Genomic DNA, 14157 nt, shown 5'->3' with positions numbered 1-14157 from the left:
ACGCGCAACTTTCAGAAACGCAGTTGACCTTTCGCTGCCAGCCCGGCCCGACTATATGGGGAACAACACCGACAGGAGGTCCCATGTCCACACCCCAGCACACCCGTGTCTTGATCGTAGGCTCTGGCCCGGCAGGCTATACCGCAGGCGTCTATGCATCCCGCGCGATGCTGGAACCCATGCTGATCCAGGGGATCGAACCGGGCGGTCAGCTGACCACCACCACCGAGGTCGAAAACTGGCCCGGCGATACCGAAGTGCAGGGCCCCGACCTGATGGTCCGGATGGAGGCCCACGCCCGCGCGATGGGCTGCAACATTGTGCATGACATCGTCACGGATCTGGACCTGTCCAAACGCCCCTTTACCGCGACCTGCGACAGCGGGTCGGTTGTGACGGCTGACGCGGTGATTTTGGCCACCGGTGCCCGCGCAAAATGGCTGGGCCTGCCATCCGAGGATAAATTCAAGGGTTTTGGCGTCAGCGCCTGCGCGACCTGCGACGGGTTTTTCTACCGTGGTCAGGAAATCATCGTGGTCGGCGGCGGCAATACGGCCGTCGAAGAGGCGCTGTTCCTGACGAATTTCGCATCCAAAGTCACGCTGGTGCACCGCCGCGACGAATTGCGCGCGGAAAAAATCCTGCAAAACCGTTTGTTGAAAAACCCCAAGATCGAAACCCTGTGGTTCCACGAGATCGACGAAATCGTCGGCACGGAAAACCCCAAGGGGGTCGAGGCGGTGCGCCTGAAACACGTCGAAACCGGCGAGATCACGGAAATCGCAGCCAAGGGCGTGTTCATCGCCATCGGTCACGCACCGGCGTCCGAACTGGTCAAGGACAAGCTGGAAACCCACAATGGCGGCTATGTCGTGGTTGAACCCGGAACGACGCGCACGGCGATCCCCGGCGTCTTTGCCGCTGGTGACCTGACCGATCATGTCTACCGTCAGGCCGTGACCAGCGCCGGGATGGGCTGCATGGCGGCACTGGATGCGGAACGGTTCCTGGCCGAACAGGACGACAGTGATGTCGAGGCCGACACGACATTGCCGCTGGGCTACGGCGCGCCTGTAAACGCAGCCGAGTAGACGGCACAGACCAGCCTGATGCGAAAACGGGGCCGGGCTGCGCATCGCAGACCGGCCCCGTTGTCTCTGTGGCGCCGCGCAATGGCGCGCAGGGCGGCGCATTGGCCATGCACCTGCCCTGTTTTCAGCGCAAATCCGCGATTTTCAGCCTTGGACACATGTTTGTTCTTTTGTGAACGCAATTTTCCTGTATGCGTTCACGCGTGAACAAAGATTGAGTCGTGATCGTGGCCGTCCAGACCATAGCACCCATATCTGACGAAGAGGTCGCCCTGTTTCGGCTGCTGCGTCAAGTCAACCTTGCGCCCGAGGCGTCGCAACGTGCGACGGCTGTGGCGCTTGGGGTGTCGCTTGGACGTTTGAACGCATTGCTCAAGTCGGCGGTTGCCGCCGGATTCATCCAGATCAGCGACCGTGCCAGCGCCGACCGGCGACAGCGGTTTTCCTATGTGCTGACCCATCGCGGGGCAGCCGAAATGGTGCGGTTGAGGGATCAATTCCTTGCCCGAAAATTCGCTGAATACGACGCCCTTCATGCCGAACTGACCGGAACGACCAGCGGCTACATTCCAACCACCCACAGGACCCAAATGATGCAAAACAACCTTGCCCCCATCCCAGAGCTATATGTGTCGTTCGAGAGCGCACAAAAGATGAAGCATGAGGCCGGGAATCTGACCAGCCACGACCTGACGCCACGCCAGATCTGCGATCTGGAACTGCTGATGAACGGTGGCTTCAACCCGCTCAAGGGGTTCCTGTCCGAGGCAGATTACAACGGTGTCGTGGAAAATATGCGCACCGCAGACGGCCACCTGTGGCCCATTCCGATCACGCTGGACGTGACTGACGCCTTTGCCGACACGATCGAACTGGGTCAAGACATCGCACTGCGCGACCAGGAAGGCGTAATCCTTGCGACCATGACGGTTACGGACAAATGGGTGCCGAACAAGGCCCGCGAGGCCGAGATGGTCTTTGGCGCCGACGATTCCGCGCACCCCGCCGTCAACTATCTGCACAACACCGCAGGCAACGTCTATCTGGGCGGCCCGGTGACCGGCATCCAGCAGCCGGTGCATTACGATTTCCGCGCCCGCCGCGACACGCCCAACGAATTGCGCGCCTATTTCCGCAAGCTGGGCTGGCGCAAGGTCGTGGCGTTCCAGACCCGCAACCCGCTGCACCGCGCGCATCAGGAACTGACCTTCCGCGCCGCCAAGGGGGCACAGGCCAACCTGCTGATCCACCCCGTCGTGGGCCTGACCAAGCCGGGCGACGTTGATCACTTTACCCGCGTGCGCTGCTACGAGGCGGTTCTGGACCAGTATCAGCCGTCAACGACCACCATGTCCCTGCTGAACCTCGCGATGCGCATGGCCGGTCCGCGCGAGGCCGTCTGGCACGGGCTGATCCGCAAGAACCACGGCTGCACCCATTTCATCGTCGGCCGCGACCACGCAGGCCCGGGCAAGAACTCTGCCGGTGACGATTTCTACGGCCCCTACGATGCGCAGGACCTGTTCCGCGAGCATCAAGAGGAAATGGGTATCGAAATGGTCGATTTCAAACACATGGTTTATGTGCAGGAACGCGCCCAATACGAGCCCGCAGACGAAATCGAGGACCGCGACAACGTCACGATCCTGAACATTTCCGGCACCGAATTGCGCCGCCGCCTGCAAGAGGGCCTGGAAATCCCGGAATGGTTCAGCTTTCCGCAGGTCGTTGAAGAGCTGCGCCGCACGAAACCAGCGCGGTCCAAGCAGGGCTTTACTGTGTTCTTCACCGGCTTCTCCGGTTCGGGCAAATCCACCATCGCCAACGCGCTGATGGTCAAGCTGATGGAAATGGGTGGCCGCCCGGTCACGTTGCTGGACGGTGACATCGTGCGCAAGAACCTGTCGTCGGAACTGGGCTTTTCCAAGGAACACCGCGACCTGAACATCCGCCGCATCGGCTACGTCGCCTCCGAGATCACCAAGAACGGCGGGATCGCCATCTGTGCCCCGATTGCACCCTACGCCACGACCCGCCGCGCGGTGCGTGAAGAGATCGAGGATTTCGGCGCATTCATCGAAGTGCACGTCGCGACCTCGATCGAGGAATGCGAGCGCCGCGACCGCAAGGGCCTGTACAAGCTGGCACGCGAAGGTAAGATCAAGGAATTCACCGGAATTTCAGACCCCTATGACGTTCCGAAGGACCCCGAACTGCGGCTGGATACCGAAGGACAGGATGTCGACAACTGCGCGCATCAGGTCATTCTGAAGCTGGAATCCATGGGCCTGATCAGCGGCTAGATCCAACGCGAACATGCAAAACAAAAGGCCGGGCATCAGCCCGGCCTTTTTTCTGTGGTCGGCCACAAACTGCGACCTCTTGCCACGTCATCTCCATGATTTTGCCCAGATCGGCTGCGATCACGATCAAAACAAAACTGCTCTCAAGAGAGGAAAAAGGGAATGCGTATCCTGGCGGTGGACGACGACCCTATCATTCTTGACTTTCTTTGCGATCCTGACGTTCTGGGCGGCACACACGTGATCACGCCCGTTAGTTGCGCGGCGGACGCACTGCGGGCCATCGCCGAGGCAGACACGCCTTTTGATGCGCTGCTGATCGATATCTACCTGCCCGGCCAGAACGGGATGGCGCTGTGTGGCGCCGTGCGCAAACTGAATGACTACGATCAGACACCGATCGTGATCATGACAGCCAGCAACGATGTCGATCTGATCCAAGAGGCATTTTCTGCCGGGGCAACCGATTTTGTCAGGAAACCATTTGACGGTCTCGAACTGCTGACACGTGTGCTGGTTGCCGAAACACTGGCTGACGCGGTTCAAAAAAGGCGCGAGGCACAGATCCGGGTAAACAGCCTGTCCGTGCTGCTGACGGACGCGTTTTCCCTGCTGCCGCCGCAGTCCGCACAGACCGGATTGCTGCGCTATATGGAGCTTGAAAACCGATTACTGACCGCCCCGCAGGGATGTCATGCGTTGCACCTGTTCCACATCATGGTCCCCCATGCCGAGCGCACCCCCAAGCCACAAGAGGCCGAGGCCTTTGCAGCTGACCTGCGTGCGGTCGCTAGTGCCGCGCTGTCATCAGGCAACCACAAGATGGACCTGGCCTACGCGGGTCATGGTCTGTTCGTCGGTGTGACCTACGGCCGCCGCTGCGAATCCATGAGCGCGTTACAGATCAACATCGTGAAATCGCTGATTGAGGCCGGTCAGGACCGGATTGCCGACGGCATCACATGCGGCAGCATTTCAGGCACACGCGTCTGGACCAGCAGAACCGCGGTGGCCGCAGTTCGGCATTTCGTGAATGTTCATGCGGATTGCAGTGGGTCCGGCGACGTCATGGACGACGAACTGTTCGAAGTCGCCTGAAGCCGCTACATGGGCGAACCGGGCTGGTTCGCCCCGTCGGCTATTGCAGGGTCACCAACTGCATGTCGTGTTCGGCGGCCAGATGTGTTGCGATGCCTTCGCTGGCAACAAGTGCGACCTGTTCGCCCTTGGTGTTATGCACGGCGAACAGCGTATCCAGATCGCCCGCCTGCTGGCGGACATCATCGGGCAGATCGTCAACCTGTACCTGCTTGAGATAGACGATGTTCTGGCCCAGATCGGCGAAGTCTTTTTTCGTAAACATGATTTAACCTTTCGAGATCTGTATTGTCTGGATAACGCGGTCGGGCTGCTTTCGGTTCAGATCGATGTGCAACAAGCCGTTTTCCATCGTGGCGGCACCGACATCGACACCGTCGGCCAACACGAATGCACGTTGAAACTGCCGCCCGGCGATACCGCGATGCAAAAAAACGCGTTCGCCCATATCCTCGGTCATGCGGCCACGGATCAAGAGGGTCGCGTCCTCGACCGTGATGCTCAGGTCATCCTCTGCAAAACCCGCGACGGCGAGCGTGATCCGGTAGGATGTGTCAGAGGTCTGTTCGATATTGTAGGGTGGATAACCTTCGTTGCCGGATTTGGCGGTGCGTTCCACCAGCCGTTCCAGCCCCTCGAACCCCAGCAGGAACGGATGCGTTCCCAAAGCCAATTTCGTCATTGCGATCAGTCCTTATATGCAAGCGACATCAATCGTGCGGTCCCGTTGCGGCAACCGTCCTGATAAAAATATGGGTGCAGCGCGCCCCCCGCGCAAGACCCTATGCCTGTGGGTCAGTTCGCGCTAAAAGGACGTTCAGACAGACAGGCAACCGCGCATGAACACCTCATCCCGACTTTCAGAGACCGAAGTGCAGCGCATCGAATTGGGCGTGCTGCGGCAGGAACACCATGATCTCGACCTTGCGATTTCCGCGTTGCAGATGACACACCCCGGCGACGTGCTGACCATCAAGCGGCTGAAACGCAAGAAATTGATGCTCAAGGATCGGATCGCGCGGATCGAGGACCAGCTGAACCCCGACATCATCGCCTAAAGGCGCATTGCGCCCCTGCGGCTGCTGACTATAGTGCCGCTTCGTTCAATTACCGGGGTGTCCCGCCATGACCCAACCACCTGTCGGCATCATCATGGGTAGCCAGTCCGACTGGCCCACGATGAAAGAGGCCGCGCTGATCCTCGACACCCTTGGCATCGCCTATGAAACCCGGATCGTGTCGGCGCATCGCACGCCGGACCGTCTGTGGGACTACGGCAAGGGTGCTGTGGATCGTGGGTTGCAGGTCATTATCGCAGGGGCCGGGGGTGCGGCCCATCTGCCCGGCATGATGGCGTCGAAAACGCGCGTGCCGGTGATCGGCGTGCCGGTCCAGACCAAGGCGCTGTCGGGCGTGGACAGCCTGTATTCGATCCTGCAAATGCCGCGCGGATTTCCTGTCGCCACCATGGCGATCGGGGCTGCTGGTGCACAGAATGCCGGCCTGATGGCAGCCGGAATCCTCGCCCTGCAGGACGCCGATCTGGCCGCCCGTCTGGACCAGTGGCGCAGCGATCTGTCCGCATCCATTCCAGAGGTCCCGACCGATGACTGAACCGCTGCGCACAGGCGCGACCATCGGCATTCTGGGCGGCGGCCAGCTGGGCCGGATGCTGTCAGTGGCTGCCAGCCGGTTGGGTTTCAAGACCTGCGTGTTCGAACCGGGTTCCGACTGCCCGGCAAGCCATGTGGCGAATTTCCATCTCAAGGCCGATTACGACGATCATGCGGCACTCGAACGCTTTGCCCGGTCTGTCGATGTGATCACCTATGAATTCGAAAACATCCCCACTGCCGCGCTGGATGTGCTGGAGGCGATCACGCCGATCCATCCCAACCGCCGCGCGCTTGCGACCTCGCAGGATCGTTTGACGGAAAAGGAATTTCTGACCGGCCTCGGCCTGTCGGTCGCCCCCTTTGCCGATGTGACAGATGCGGACAGCCTGCGCGCCGCGCTGAACAGTATCGGCACACCGTCGATCCTGAAAACCCGGCGCATGGGATATGACGGCAAGGGACAGGCCCGGATCAAATCGCCGGACGATGCAGACGCCGCCTTGGCCGCAATGAACGGTGCGCCTGCCGTGCTGGAAGGTTTCGTCGATTTTCAGCGCGAGGTGTCGGTGATAGCCGCCCGCGCGCAGGACGGGTCCGTCGCCTGCTATGACCCCGGCGAAAACGTGCACCGCGACGGGATTTTGCACACCACGACTGTGCCTGCATCGCTCTCGCCCAGTCAGCGCACCGACGCCGTGCTGATTGCCGCACGGGTGCTGAACGCGTTGGATTACGTGGGCGTGCTAGGTGTGGAGCTGTTCGTGACCCGCGATGCGCTGATCGTGAACGAAATTGCGCCGCGCGTGCATAATTCAGGCCATTGGACGCAAAATGGTTGCGCCATCGACCAGTTCGAACAGCACATCCGCGCCGTGGCGGGCTGGCCGCTGGGCGACGGAAGCCGCCACAGCAATGTCACCATGGAAAACCTGATCGGCGACGACATGGACCGTGTTCCTCAAATCGCAAAGACTGACGCAAGCTTGCACCTGTATGGCAAGGCCGAGGTTAAACCGGGTCGCAAGATGGGTCATGTGAACACGGTCACGGGTGCGGCGACCTAGTCCCGCGCCTATTCGTCGCCCAAGATAACGCCGGTCAGGCTGAGGCCACGATCGAATGCGCCCGTCGTCAGAAACGACAGCACCTGCGCCATGACCAGCGGGTTGTTCATCATGAAGGTATGGGTCACCGGCAGGGTGATGTGGTCGTTCATGCCCTCCAGCATCGTGGATTCAACGCTGACCTTGCCGTCGTCTGGCCCGTCGATCACGTTGGAATAGATCGGGTTCAGGCTGCGTGATCCGGCGATCACACCCAGATCGTAGTCGGCCGCACCCGACAGGCGATTGGGCAGGCTCGTCGCCTCGGTGCCCAGTTGTTCACCGGCGGGACCGTTGATCCATTCGAACGGTTCCCAATCACCGAACACATCGACCAGTGCAGATCCGTTGTTCGGCGGTGCCAGCATCACCACGCGGCCAAAATTGGCGGGACGGTTGTTTTCCAGCCATGCCCGCACAAGAATGCCACCCATCGAGTGGGTCACGAAATTCACCCGACGGTCACCGCATTGCGCCACGTCCTGACCCACGTTTTCGGCAACCAGCTGCTGGATCGTCTCTTCGGTCGAGGGATAGCCACGATTGACGACGAAATAGCCCCTGTTTTCGAGGTAGATCTGCATCGGCGTCAGCGATGTTTCAGACCGGGCCAGACCGTGCAGCAGCACGACGCAATCCTTGTCCGGATCAGCCATCAGGGGACCTCCGCCGCCGCATGCGGCGAGAAATAGTGTCAGTATCAGGGCGATGCGTTTCATGGCGCTAAGCTAGAGTGTCGCAGGCGCAGCGCAATAGGCTTGCGATCAAATCGCCGGAGCGTCACTGTCCGCTTATGTCGAAACCGCCCCGCATTGCCGTTCGCGCCGTCCTCGTGGAAAACGACCGCCTGCTGGTGGTCAATGCCTACAAGGGGCGCGATGATCTGTGGTGTGCACCCGGTGGCGGGGCCGAGGCACACGCCAGCCTGCATGACAATCTGCGCCGCGAGATGATCGAGGAAACCGGATTGCGCGTGGACATCGGTCCGGTCTGCCTCGTGAACGAATTTCACGATCCCGAACGGGACATGCATCAGGTCGACATCTATTTTCGCTGTACCGTGGCCGATGCACAGATCGACCCCGACTGGCAGGACCCAGAGGGGATCGTGACCGACAGGCGCTGGGTCACGCGGGCCGAACTGACACGCCTGCAGGTCAAACCCGACAGTCTTGCGGCCGTGGCCTTTGACGGCGTGACGGTATTTTACGACCCGCTCGAGCCGCTTTTACGATAGAGTGACAGTGCGATCCCGCCCAGCACCAGCCCCGCTGCAATCACGAGGCGCTGCGTCAGAGGCTCTCCCAGCAAGACCACGCCACCGGCGACGGCGATGACCGGCACGCTGAGCTGCGCGATGGCGGCGACAGTCGTCGGCAGCTGCGGCAGCACCCGATACCACAGCGCATAGCCAAGCCCCGAGGTCACGGCACCAGATGTGACGGCGGCGAGGATCGCAGGTGCTGTCACCGTCCCAATCTGGCCGGAGACAATCAGCGCCACGATCACTAACGGCAGGCATAGCACGAAATTTACCGCACTGGCGGCGACAGGGTCAGCGGCCCCCTGCCCCAACAAGGTATAGCCAGCCCAGCCAAGACCCGCCGCGACCATGGCGATGGCCGGCAGCACGGGCACCTGCACGCCGCCGGCGGGCCACAGCAGAACAGCCAGCCCGGCCAGCGCCACCCCCGCACCGACCCAGCGCATCACCGGGACCACGATCCCTCGCGCGACGGCAGAGGCAAACATGCCCAGCTGCACGCATCCAAACAGGATCAGCGCGCCCAACCCTGCGTCCAGCGCGAGGTAGGCCCAGGAAAAACCGATCATGTAGATCGCCAGGGTGACGGCACCGCCCAACCTGGCAGGGGTGACGCGCAACAGATCGCGCCGCGCGCACGCCAGCAGCACAGCAGCCCCCGCTGCCACACGCATGGCCGCGAATGTCATCGGTGCCATGTTATGACCTGCGACGGCCACCCGGTTCAGGATCGAATTCGCGGCAAAGGCCACCATGACCAACGTCACGAGAGAGATCAGGCGCAACATGTTATTGAACGGGAAAATAGTCTTCGCATTGTCCTTCGCGATATACATCCGCGGTACAGCAATGCAGCCCCCCGCCAAAGGCATAGGCGTCACGCAATGCGACCGGGATGACGTTCATTCCCAGTTTGTCCATCTGTTCCATCTGGTAAACCTCTGACGCCTCGACGCAGACGGTCTTGGGGTCCAGCACCAGCACGTTCATCGACAGCCATGTGGACGAATAGCACAACGGTGGCGGGCTGTTGTGGGCCGGTTGAGCGGCATCCACGATATCCCATCCGTTGCGTTCGAACATCTGCCGTTGCGCGTCAGGCAACCGCCGTTGCGGGTTGTTCAGGATCAGACCCGGGCGCAACGGTGTAAAGGTTGCGTCGATATGGATCGGATAGGGGTCACCGGGAAAATTCACGGCATGCACGCGGTGGTCGGGGAAATGCCTGCGTAGCCATTCGATCCCCTTGAGGTTGGTCGTGAAACCATGCTGCACCACCAGATCACGGCCAAAGCGCAGCACGTCGGCAGCGTCGAACAGCGGCTCTTCTTCGGTCGTGACGAAATGTTTCGCCGCGGCCCATTCCAGCCGTTTCGCGGTGCCGATTTTGTCCGACAGGTAGTCGGGGTGATAATCGGCGTCGGTCAGGCGCGGCTTGGGCGCGGATTCGTGGCGAAACCGGGGGTCCTCTTCGAAATACCGCTGCATCAGGGGGCGGTAGTTGAGGTATTCGAACCAACGGCAGCGATAGGACATCGTCGCCTCGAGGATTTCTGACCCGACTGTCAGCAGGACATCGCGCGGCGGCATGCAGCCGAATTGGCTGTCGGTATGAAAATCGGGGGTCGTGGCGGGCTGCGCGTGGTCGATGGGCGTGGGGCGATCGACACGGATGCCGCGCCCCTCCAGCAGCGCCGCAAAACCGTCCAGCAATTCATTCGCGCGGTCGATGGTGTCCGGCGGCCGGCGGCCCCATTGGCCGCGCATGTCGCTGTCCTCTGGCACCTTGGCGTCCAGTGCGGGTTCTGCGGGTGGAATATGGCAATCATCCGCGCGACCCACGATGACGTGGCGCAGGGGGTCCCATTCATTCCAGCTGTTGACGATCGTCTTGGTCATGGTGCCCTCCGCATCTGCACCCGACCAGTGGTAGGGCGGCCATACCGATCCAGCAAGCACGGGTTTCAACCAAGGCCCGTCACACAGGCGGCCCCACCCCGCTGTCCCAACCGTGACATGCACACAGCCGCGCCTGCGCTATCTGTGGGGCGGTTCAAACGGAGGAACGACCATGAAACGCATGACAGCCAAGGATTTCGACCAAGAACTACTGAATCTATACGATTATTATGCGCACGGCAAGATCACCAAGCGCGAGTTTCTGGATCAGGCGGGACGCTATGCGGTGGGCGGCGTGACGGCGCTGTCGCTGCTGGGCATGTTGTCGCCCAATTATGCGATGGCCGAACAGGTTTCGTTCAACGACCCCGATATCGTGGCCGATTACATCAGCTATCCTTCGCCCAACGGCACGGGCGATGTGCGCGGGTATCTGGTGCGCCCTGCAAATGCCACGGGGCCCTTGCCGGCCGTGCTGGTCATCCACGAAAACCGCGGCCTGAACCCCTATATCGAGGATGTCGCGCGTCGGCTGGCCAAGGCCGGGTTCATGGCACTGGCCCCGGACGGCCTGACGTCGGTAGGCGGCTATCCCGGCAATGACGCTGACGGACGCGAATTGCAAAGCACGGTGGACGGCACGCAGTTGATGAACGATTTCTTCAACGGGTTTGAACACCTGCTGAACCGCGACGACAGCACGGGACGGGTCGGCGCCGTCGGGTTCTGCTATGGCGGCGGTGTGGTCAACGCGATTGCCGTGGCCTACCCCGAATTGGCGGCCGGTGTACCGTTCTACGGGCGCCAGGCCAGCATCGAGGATGTCCCGAAAATCGAGGCACCGCTCTTGTTGCAATACGCCGAACTGGACGAACGCATCAACGAAGGCTGGCCACCGTTCGAGGCGGCGCTGCAAGCCAACGACAAAACCTACGAGGCGCATATCTATCCCGGTGTGAACCACGGTTTTCACAACGACAGCACACCGCGTTACGACGCCGCAGCGGCAGAGCTGGCCTGGGACCGGACCTTGGCCTGGTTCAACATTTATCTGACCTGATGCGCGGGCGGGCGCATCCCGATTGATGCGCCCGCAACCGACCATGCCGCGTTATGTCGCAGAAATGCCCGCTGCAATTTGCCCGTCGCACCATATCTGTTTGACGCACAGACAGGAGTTGATCCGATGAAACACGACACCGACATGGCATTGAGCGCCGACGCCTACATCACGCAGCACCACGAACCGGTGGACTGGCGTGACCGGACCGCGCTGCGCGTCGTGAGATTCATGCGTTTCTTTGCCGACAAGTTCTTTGCCCAGCGCTATGGCCACCGCGCCGTCGTTCTGGAAACCGTCGCTGCCGTCCCCGGCATGGTGGGCGGCCTGTTGCAGCACCTCAAGGCGCTGCGCCATATCCGCGACGATCAGGGCTGGATCAAGGAGCTGATCGAAGAGGCCGACAACGAGCGCATGCACCTGATGACGTTCATCGAAATCGCGCAACCGTCACGGTTGGAACGGTTTCTGATCGCCGCAGCGCAACTCGTCTTTTACAACCTGTATTTCTTTCTCTACCTGCTGGCACCGCGCATTGCGCACCGGGTCGTGGGCTACCTCGAGGAAGAGGCCGTCATCAGCTACACGCATTATCTGGAACAGATCGACGCCGGGCATGCCGAAAACGTCCCGGCCCCCCAGATCGCCAAGGACTACTGGAAACTGGATGATGACGCCCGCCTGCGCGAGGTCGTGATCGTGATACGCGACGACGAGGCCCGCCACCGGGACGCCAACCACGGGTTTGCCGATCAGATCAAGAACGGCGAACACGCCTAGGCTGGACAGCCAATGGACGGCCCGCAGCCGTAGTGTGGGGCAAACGCACGACCCGAACACGCAAAAGGGCGACCCGCCGGGGTCGCCCTTCTTATTTCACGTCTGTGTTCGGAAACGAGGTGCCGTTTGGCAGATGCCCGCACCGCGGTGCGGAGGCGGGACACAATCCGTGTCTGGTTCACAAACACCTGTCGTGCCCCGCCAAACGTGTTCGAGGCGATGCCTCAAAACACGTTTTTTACATCATGCCGCCCATGCCGCCCATTCCGCCCATGCCGCCCATGTCGCCGCCGCCGTTGCCGCCGTCCTTGGACGGACGATCAGCAACCATCGCTTCGGTGGTGATCAGCAGGCCTGCGACCGATGCTGCGTCCTGCAGTGCAGTGCGCACAACCTTGGCCGGGTCGATCACGCCGAACTTGAACATGTCGCCATATTCTTCGGTCTGCGCGTTGAAGCCAAAGTTCTTGTCCGTGCTTTCGCGGATCTTGCCAGCCACGACGGAACCGTCGACGCCAGAGTTTTCCGCGATCTGACGCAGCGGTGCCTCGAGTGCCTTGCGGATGATCGCGATACCGACGTCCTGGTCAGAGTTCGCACCCTTCAGGCCGTCCAGTGCCTTTGCACCCTGGACCAGAGCCACACCGCCACCGACGACAACGCCCTCTTGGACAGCTGCGCGGGTTGCGTTCAGCGCGTCATCGACGCGGTCCTTGCGCTCTTTCACTTCGACTTCGGACATGCCGCCGACGCGGATCACGGCAACACCACCGGCCAGTTTGGCCACGCGTTCTTGCAGCTTTTCACGGTCGTAGTCGGACGTGGTTTCCTCGATCTGGCCGCGGATCTGGTTGACCCGTGCTTCGATCTCGGCCTTGTCGCCGCCGCCATCAACGATGGTAGTGGTGTCCTTGGTGATGGAAACGCGCTTGGCGGTGCCCAGCATGTCCATCGTGACCGATTCCAGCTTCATGCCGAGGTCTTCGGAGATGACCTGACCGCCGGTCAGGATCGCGATGTCCTGCAGCATCGCCTTGCGACGATCACCGAAACCCGGTGCCTTGACGGCAGCGATTTTCAGACCGCCACGCAGCTTGTTGACCACGAGCGTTGCCAGGGCTTCGCCCTCGACGTCCTCGGAGATGATCAGCAGCGGCTTCTGGCTCTGGATCACGGCCTCGAGCAGCGGCACCATCGGCTGCAGCGAGGACAGCTTTTTCTCGTGCAGCAGGATCATGACGTCGTCGAGTTCGGCCGTCATTTTCTCGGTGTTGGTGGTGAAGTAGGGCGACAGGTAGCCACGGTCGAACTGCATGCCTTCGACGACATCGGTCTCGGTCTCGAGGCCTTTGTTCTCTTCGACGGTGATGACACCTTCGTTGCCGACCTTTTGCATCGCGTCAGCGATCTGGCGACCGATTTCAGCTTCGCCGTTGGCGGAGATGGTGCCGACCTGTGCGACTTCGTCGCTGTCGGTCACGTCGCGTGCAGCGGCCTTGATGGCCTCGACAACCTTGGAGGTCGCCATGTCGATGCCGCGCTTGAGGTCCATCGGGTTCATGCCGGCAGCAACCGACTTCATGCCTTCGCGGACGATAGCCTGGGCCAGAACCGTGGCGGTCGTGGTGCCGTCACCGGCCTCGTCGTTGGTCCGGGAAGCAACTTCCTTGACCATCTGTGCGCCCATGTTCTCGAACTTGTCTTCCAGCTCGATCTCTTTGGCGACGGACACACCGTCCTTGGTGATGCGGGGGGCGCCGAACGATTTGTCCAGAACCACGTTGCGGCCTTTGGGGCCCAGCGTGACCTTGACGGCGTCTGCAAGGATGTTGACACCCTTGAGCATGCGATTGCGGGCGTCGGTGCCGAATTTGACGTCTTTAGCAGCCATTTTCATGTGCTCCTGATATTAGGTTTCGTTGGAAAAGCGTGCGTCTCAGGCG

15 protein-coding genes are annotated in these 14157 nt (G+C 61.2%); 9 read left to right on the top strand and 6 right to left on the bottom strand.

From position 1 onward, the window contains the following. Positions 1-83: 83 nt before the first annotated feature. The 3 genes from trxB (at position 84) to BMX27_RS03480 (ending at position 4492) form a co-directional block, all read left to right on the top strand. Positions 84-1091, top strand: coding sequence for a thioredoxin-disulfide reductase (gene trxB / locus BMX27_RS03490; RefSeq protein ID WP_090158471.1), 1008 nt, complete (start codon positions 84-86; stop codon positions 1089-1091). 227 nt (positions 1092-1318) lie between these two features. Further along, on the top strand, positions 1319-3394 hold the full coding sequence (locus tag BMX27_RS03485) for a bifunctional sulfate adenylyltransferase/adenylylsulfate kinase (RefSeq protein WP_090158737.1): 2076 nt from the start codon (positions 1319-1321) through the stop codon (positions 3392-3394). 162 nt (positions 3395-3556) lie between these two features. Continuing rightward, on the top strand, positions 3557-4492 hold the full coding sequence (locus BMX27_RS03480; protein WP_090158470.1) for a response regulator: 936 nt from the start codon (positions 3557-3559) through the stop codon (positions 4490-4492). Positions 4493-4532: 40 nt separating this feature from the next. Here the strand turns inward: BMX27_RS03480 and BMX27_RS03475 are convergent, their stop codons facing one another. Together BMX27_RS03475 and BMX27_RS03470 are read right to left on the bottom strand one after the other, a co-directional pair. Beyond that, positions 4533-4757, bottom strand: a complete 225-nt coding sequence (locus BMX27_RS03475; protein ID WP_056032509.1) for a DUF1150 family protein — start codon at positions 4755-4757, stop codon at positions 4533-4535. Positions 4758-4760: 3 nt separating this feature from the next. Continuing rightward, positions 4761-5174, bottom strand: a complete 414-nt coding sequence (locus tag BMX27_RS03470) for an Hsp20 family protein (RefSeq protein ID WP_090158469.1) — start codon at positions 5172-5174, stop codon at positions 4761-4763. A 157-nt stretch (positions 5175-5331) separates the two neighbouring features. Between BMX27_RS03470 and BMX27_RS03465 the strand changes: the two genes are divergently transcribed. The 3 genes from BMX27_RS03465 to BMX27_RS03455 all read left to right on the top strand — a co-directional run bounded on the left by BMX27_RS03465 (position 5332) and on the right by BMX27_RS03455 (position 7172). After that, positions 5332-5550, top strand: coding sequence for a YdcH family protein (locus BMX27_RS03465; RefSeq protein ID WP_090158468.1), 219 nt, complete (start codon positions 5332-5334; stop codon positions 5548-5550). Positions 5551-5617: 67 nt separating this feature from the next. After that, entirely contained in the window at positions 5618-6106 is a 489-nt protein-coding gene (purE, locus tag BMX27_RS03460) for a 5-(carboxyamino)imidazole ribonucleotide mutase (RefSeq protein WP_090158467.1), read from the top strand. Beyond that, on the top strand, positions 6099-7172 hold the full coding sequence (locus tag BMX27_RS03455) for a 5-(carboxyamino)imidazole ribonucleotide synthase (protein WP_090158466.1): 1074 nt from the start codon (positions 6099-6101) through the stop codon (positions 7170-7172). The genes purE and BMX27_RS03455 overlap by 8 nt, the downstream gene beginning before the upstream one ends. An 8-nt stretch (positions 7173-7180) precedes the next feature. On the opposite strand, the gene BMX27_RS03450 is transcribed toward BMX27_RS03455, so the two are convergent. Further along, positions 7181-7867, bottom strand: a complete 687-nt coding sequence (locus tag BMX27_RS03450) for an esterase/lipase family protein (protein ID WP_256212381.1) — start codon at positions 7865-7867, stop codon at positions 7181-7183. Between the two features lie 137 nt (positions 7868-8004). On the opposite strand from BMX27_RS03450, the gene BMX27_RS03445 reads away from it, so the two are divergent. After that, a complete protein-coding gene (locus BMX27_RS03445; RefSeq protein WP_090158464.1) occupies positions 8005-8448 on the top strand; it encodes an NUDIX domain-containing protein in 444 nt (147 codons plus the stop codon). Here the strand turns inward: BMX27_RS03445 and BMX27_RS03440 are convergent. Then, positions 8418-9263, bottom strand: a complete 846-nt coding sequence (locus BMX27_RS03440) for a DMT family transporter (protein WP_371260068.1) — start codon at positions 9261-9263, stop codon at positions 8418-8420. The two genes, BMX27_RS03445 and BMX27_RS03440, sit on opposite strands and share 31 nt — an antisense overlap. Before the next feature lies 1 nt (position 9264). Beyond that, positions 9265-10374, bottom strand: a complete 1110-nt coding sequence (locus BMX27_RS03435) for a serine/threonine protein kinase (RefSeq protein WP_090158736.1) — start codon at positions 10372-10374, stop codon at positions 9265-9267. Positions 10375-10546: 172 nt separating this feature from the next. Here BMX27_RS03435 and yghX point away from each other — a divergent pair, with 172 nt between their 5' ends. Beyond that, positions 10547-11434 (top strand): YghX family hydrolase, encoded by an 888-nt coding sequence (gene yghX, locus BMX27_RS03430; RefSeq protein ID WP_090158463.1) that lies wholly within the window; start codon positions 10547-10549, stop codon positions 11432-11434. 126 nt (positions 11435-11560) lie between these two features. Next, positions 11561-12214, top strand: coding sequence for an alternative oxidase (locus BMX27_RS03425; protein WP_090158462.1), 654 nt, complete (start codon positions 11561-11563; stop codon positions 12212-12214). A 238-nt stretch (positions 12215-12452) separates the two neighbouring features. Here the strand turns inward: BMX27_RS03425 and groL are convergent, their stop codons facing one another. Then, positions 12453-14105 (bottom strand): chaperonin GroEL, encoded by a 1653-nt coding sequence (gene groL / locus BMX27_RS03420; protein WP_056033202.1) that lies wholly within the window; start codon positions 14103-14105, stop codon positions 12453-12455. Positions 14106-14157 lie beyond the last annotated feature (52 nt).

Source organism: Loktanella sp. DSM 29012 (assembly GCF_900110705.1).
Lineage (GTDB): Bacteria > Pseudomonadota > Alphaproteobacteria > Rhodobacterales > Rhodobacteraceae > Loktanella > Loktanella gaetbuli.
The sequence above is the reverse complement of the archived record's forward strand: the minus strand, read 5'-3'. Positions and strand labels throughout refer to the sequence as shown.

Bases quoted from the DNA above. Each gene is read 5' to 3' on its own strand.
- BMX27_RS03480 (WP_090158470.1), top strand. From the start codon at position 3,557: ATGCGTATCCTGGCGGTGGACGACGACCCTATCATTCTTGACTTTCTT.
- BMX27_RS03425 (WP_090158462.1), top strand. From the start codon at position 11,561: ATGAAACACGACACCGACATGGCATTGAGCGCCGACGCCTACATCACG.
- BMX27_RS03465 (WP_090158468.1), top strand. From the start codon at position 5,332: ATGAACACCTCATCCCGACTTTCAGAGACCGAAGTGCAGCGCATCGAA.
- purE (WP_090158467.1), top strand. From the start codon at position 5,618: ATGACCCAACCACCTGTCGGCATCATCATGGGTAGCCAGTCCGACTGG.
- trxB (WP_090158471.1), top strand. From the start codon at position 84: ATGTCCACACCCCAGCACACCCGTGTCTTGATCGTAGGCTCTGGCCCG.
- groL (WP_056033202.1), bottom strand. From the start codon at position 14,105: ATGGCTGCTAAAGACGTCAAATTCGGCACCGACGCCCGCAATCGCATG.
- BMX27_RS03470 (WP_090158469.1), bottom strand. From the start codon at position 5,174: ATGACGAAATTGGCTTTGGGAACGCATCCGTTCCTGCTGGGGTTCGAG.
- BMX27_RS03475 (WP_056032509.1), bottom strand. From the start codon at position 4,757: ATGTTTACGAAAAAAGACTTCGCCGATCTGGGCCAGAACATCGTCTAT.
- BMX27_RS03450 (WP_256212381.1), bottom strand. From the start codon at position 7,867: ATGGCTGATCCGGACAAGGATTGCGTCGTGCTGCTGCACGGTCTGGCC.
- yghX (WP_090158463.1), top strand. From the start codon at position 10,547: ATGAAACGCATGACAGCCAAGGATTTCGACCAAGAACTACTGAATCTA.
- BMX27_RS03455 (WP_090158466.1), top strand. From the start codon at position 6,099: ATGACTGAACCGCTGCGCACAGGCGCGACCATCGGCATTCTGGGCGGC.
- BMX27_RS03435 (WP_090158736.1), bottom strand. From the start codon at position 10,374: ATGACCAAGACGATCGTCAACAGCTGGAATGAATGGGACCCCCTGCGC.
- BMX27_RS03440 (WP_371260068.1), bottom strand. From the start codon at position 9,263: ATGTTGCGCCTGATCTCTCTCGTGACGTTGGTCATGGTGGCCTTTGCC.
- BMX27_RS03445 (WP_090158464.1), top strand. From the start codon at position 8,005: ATGTCGAAACCGCCCCGCATTGCCGTTCGCGCCGTCCTCGTGGAAAAC.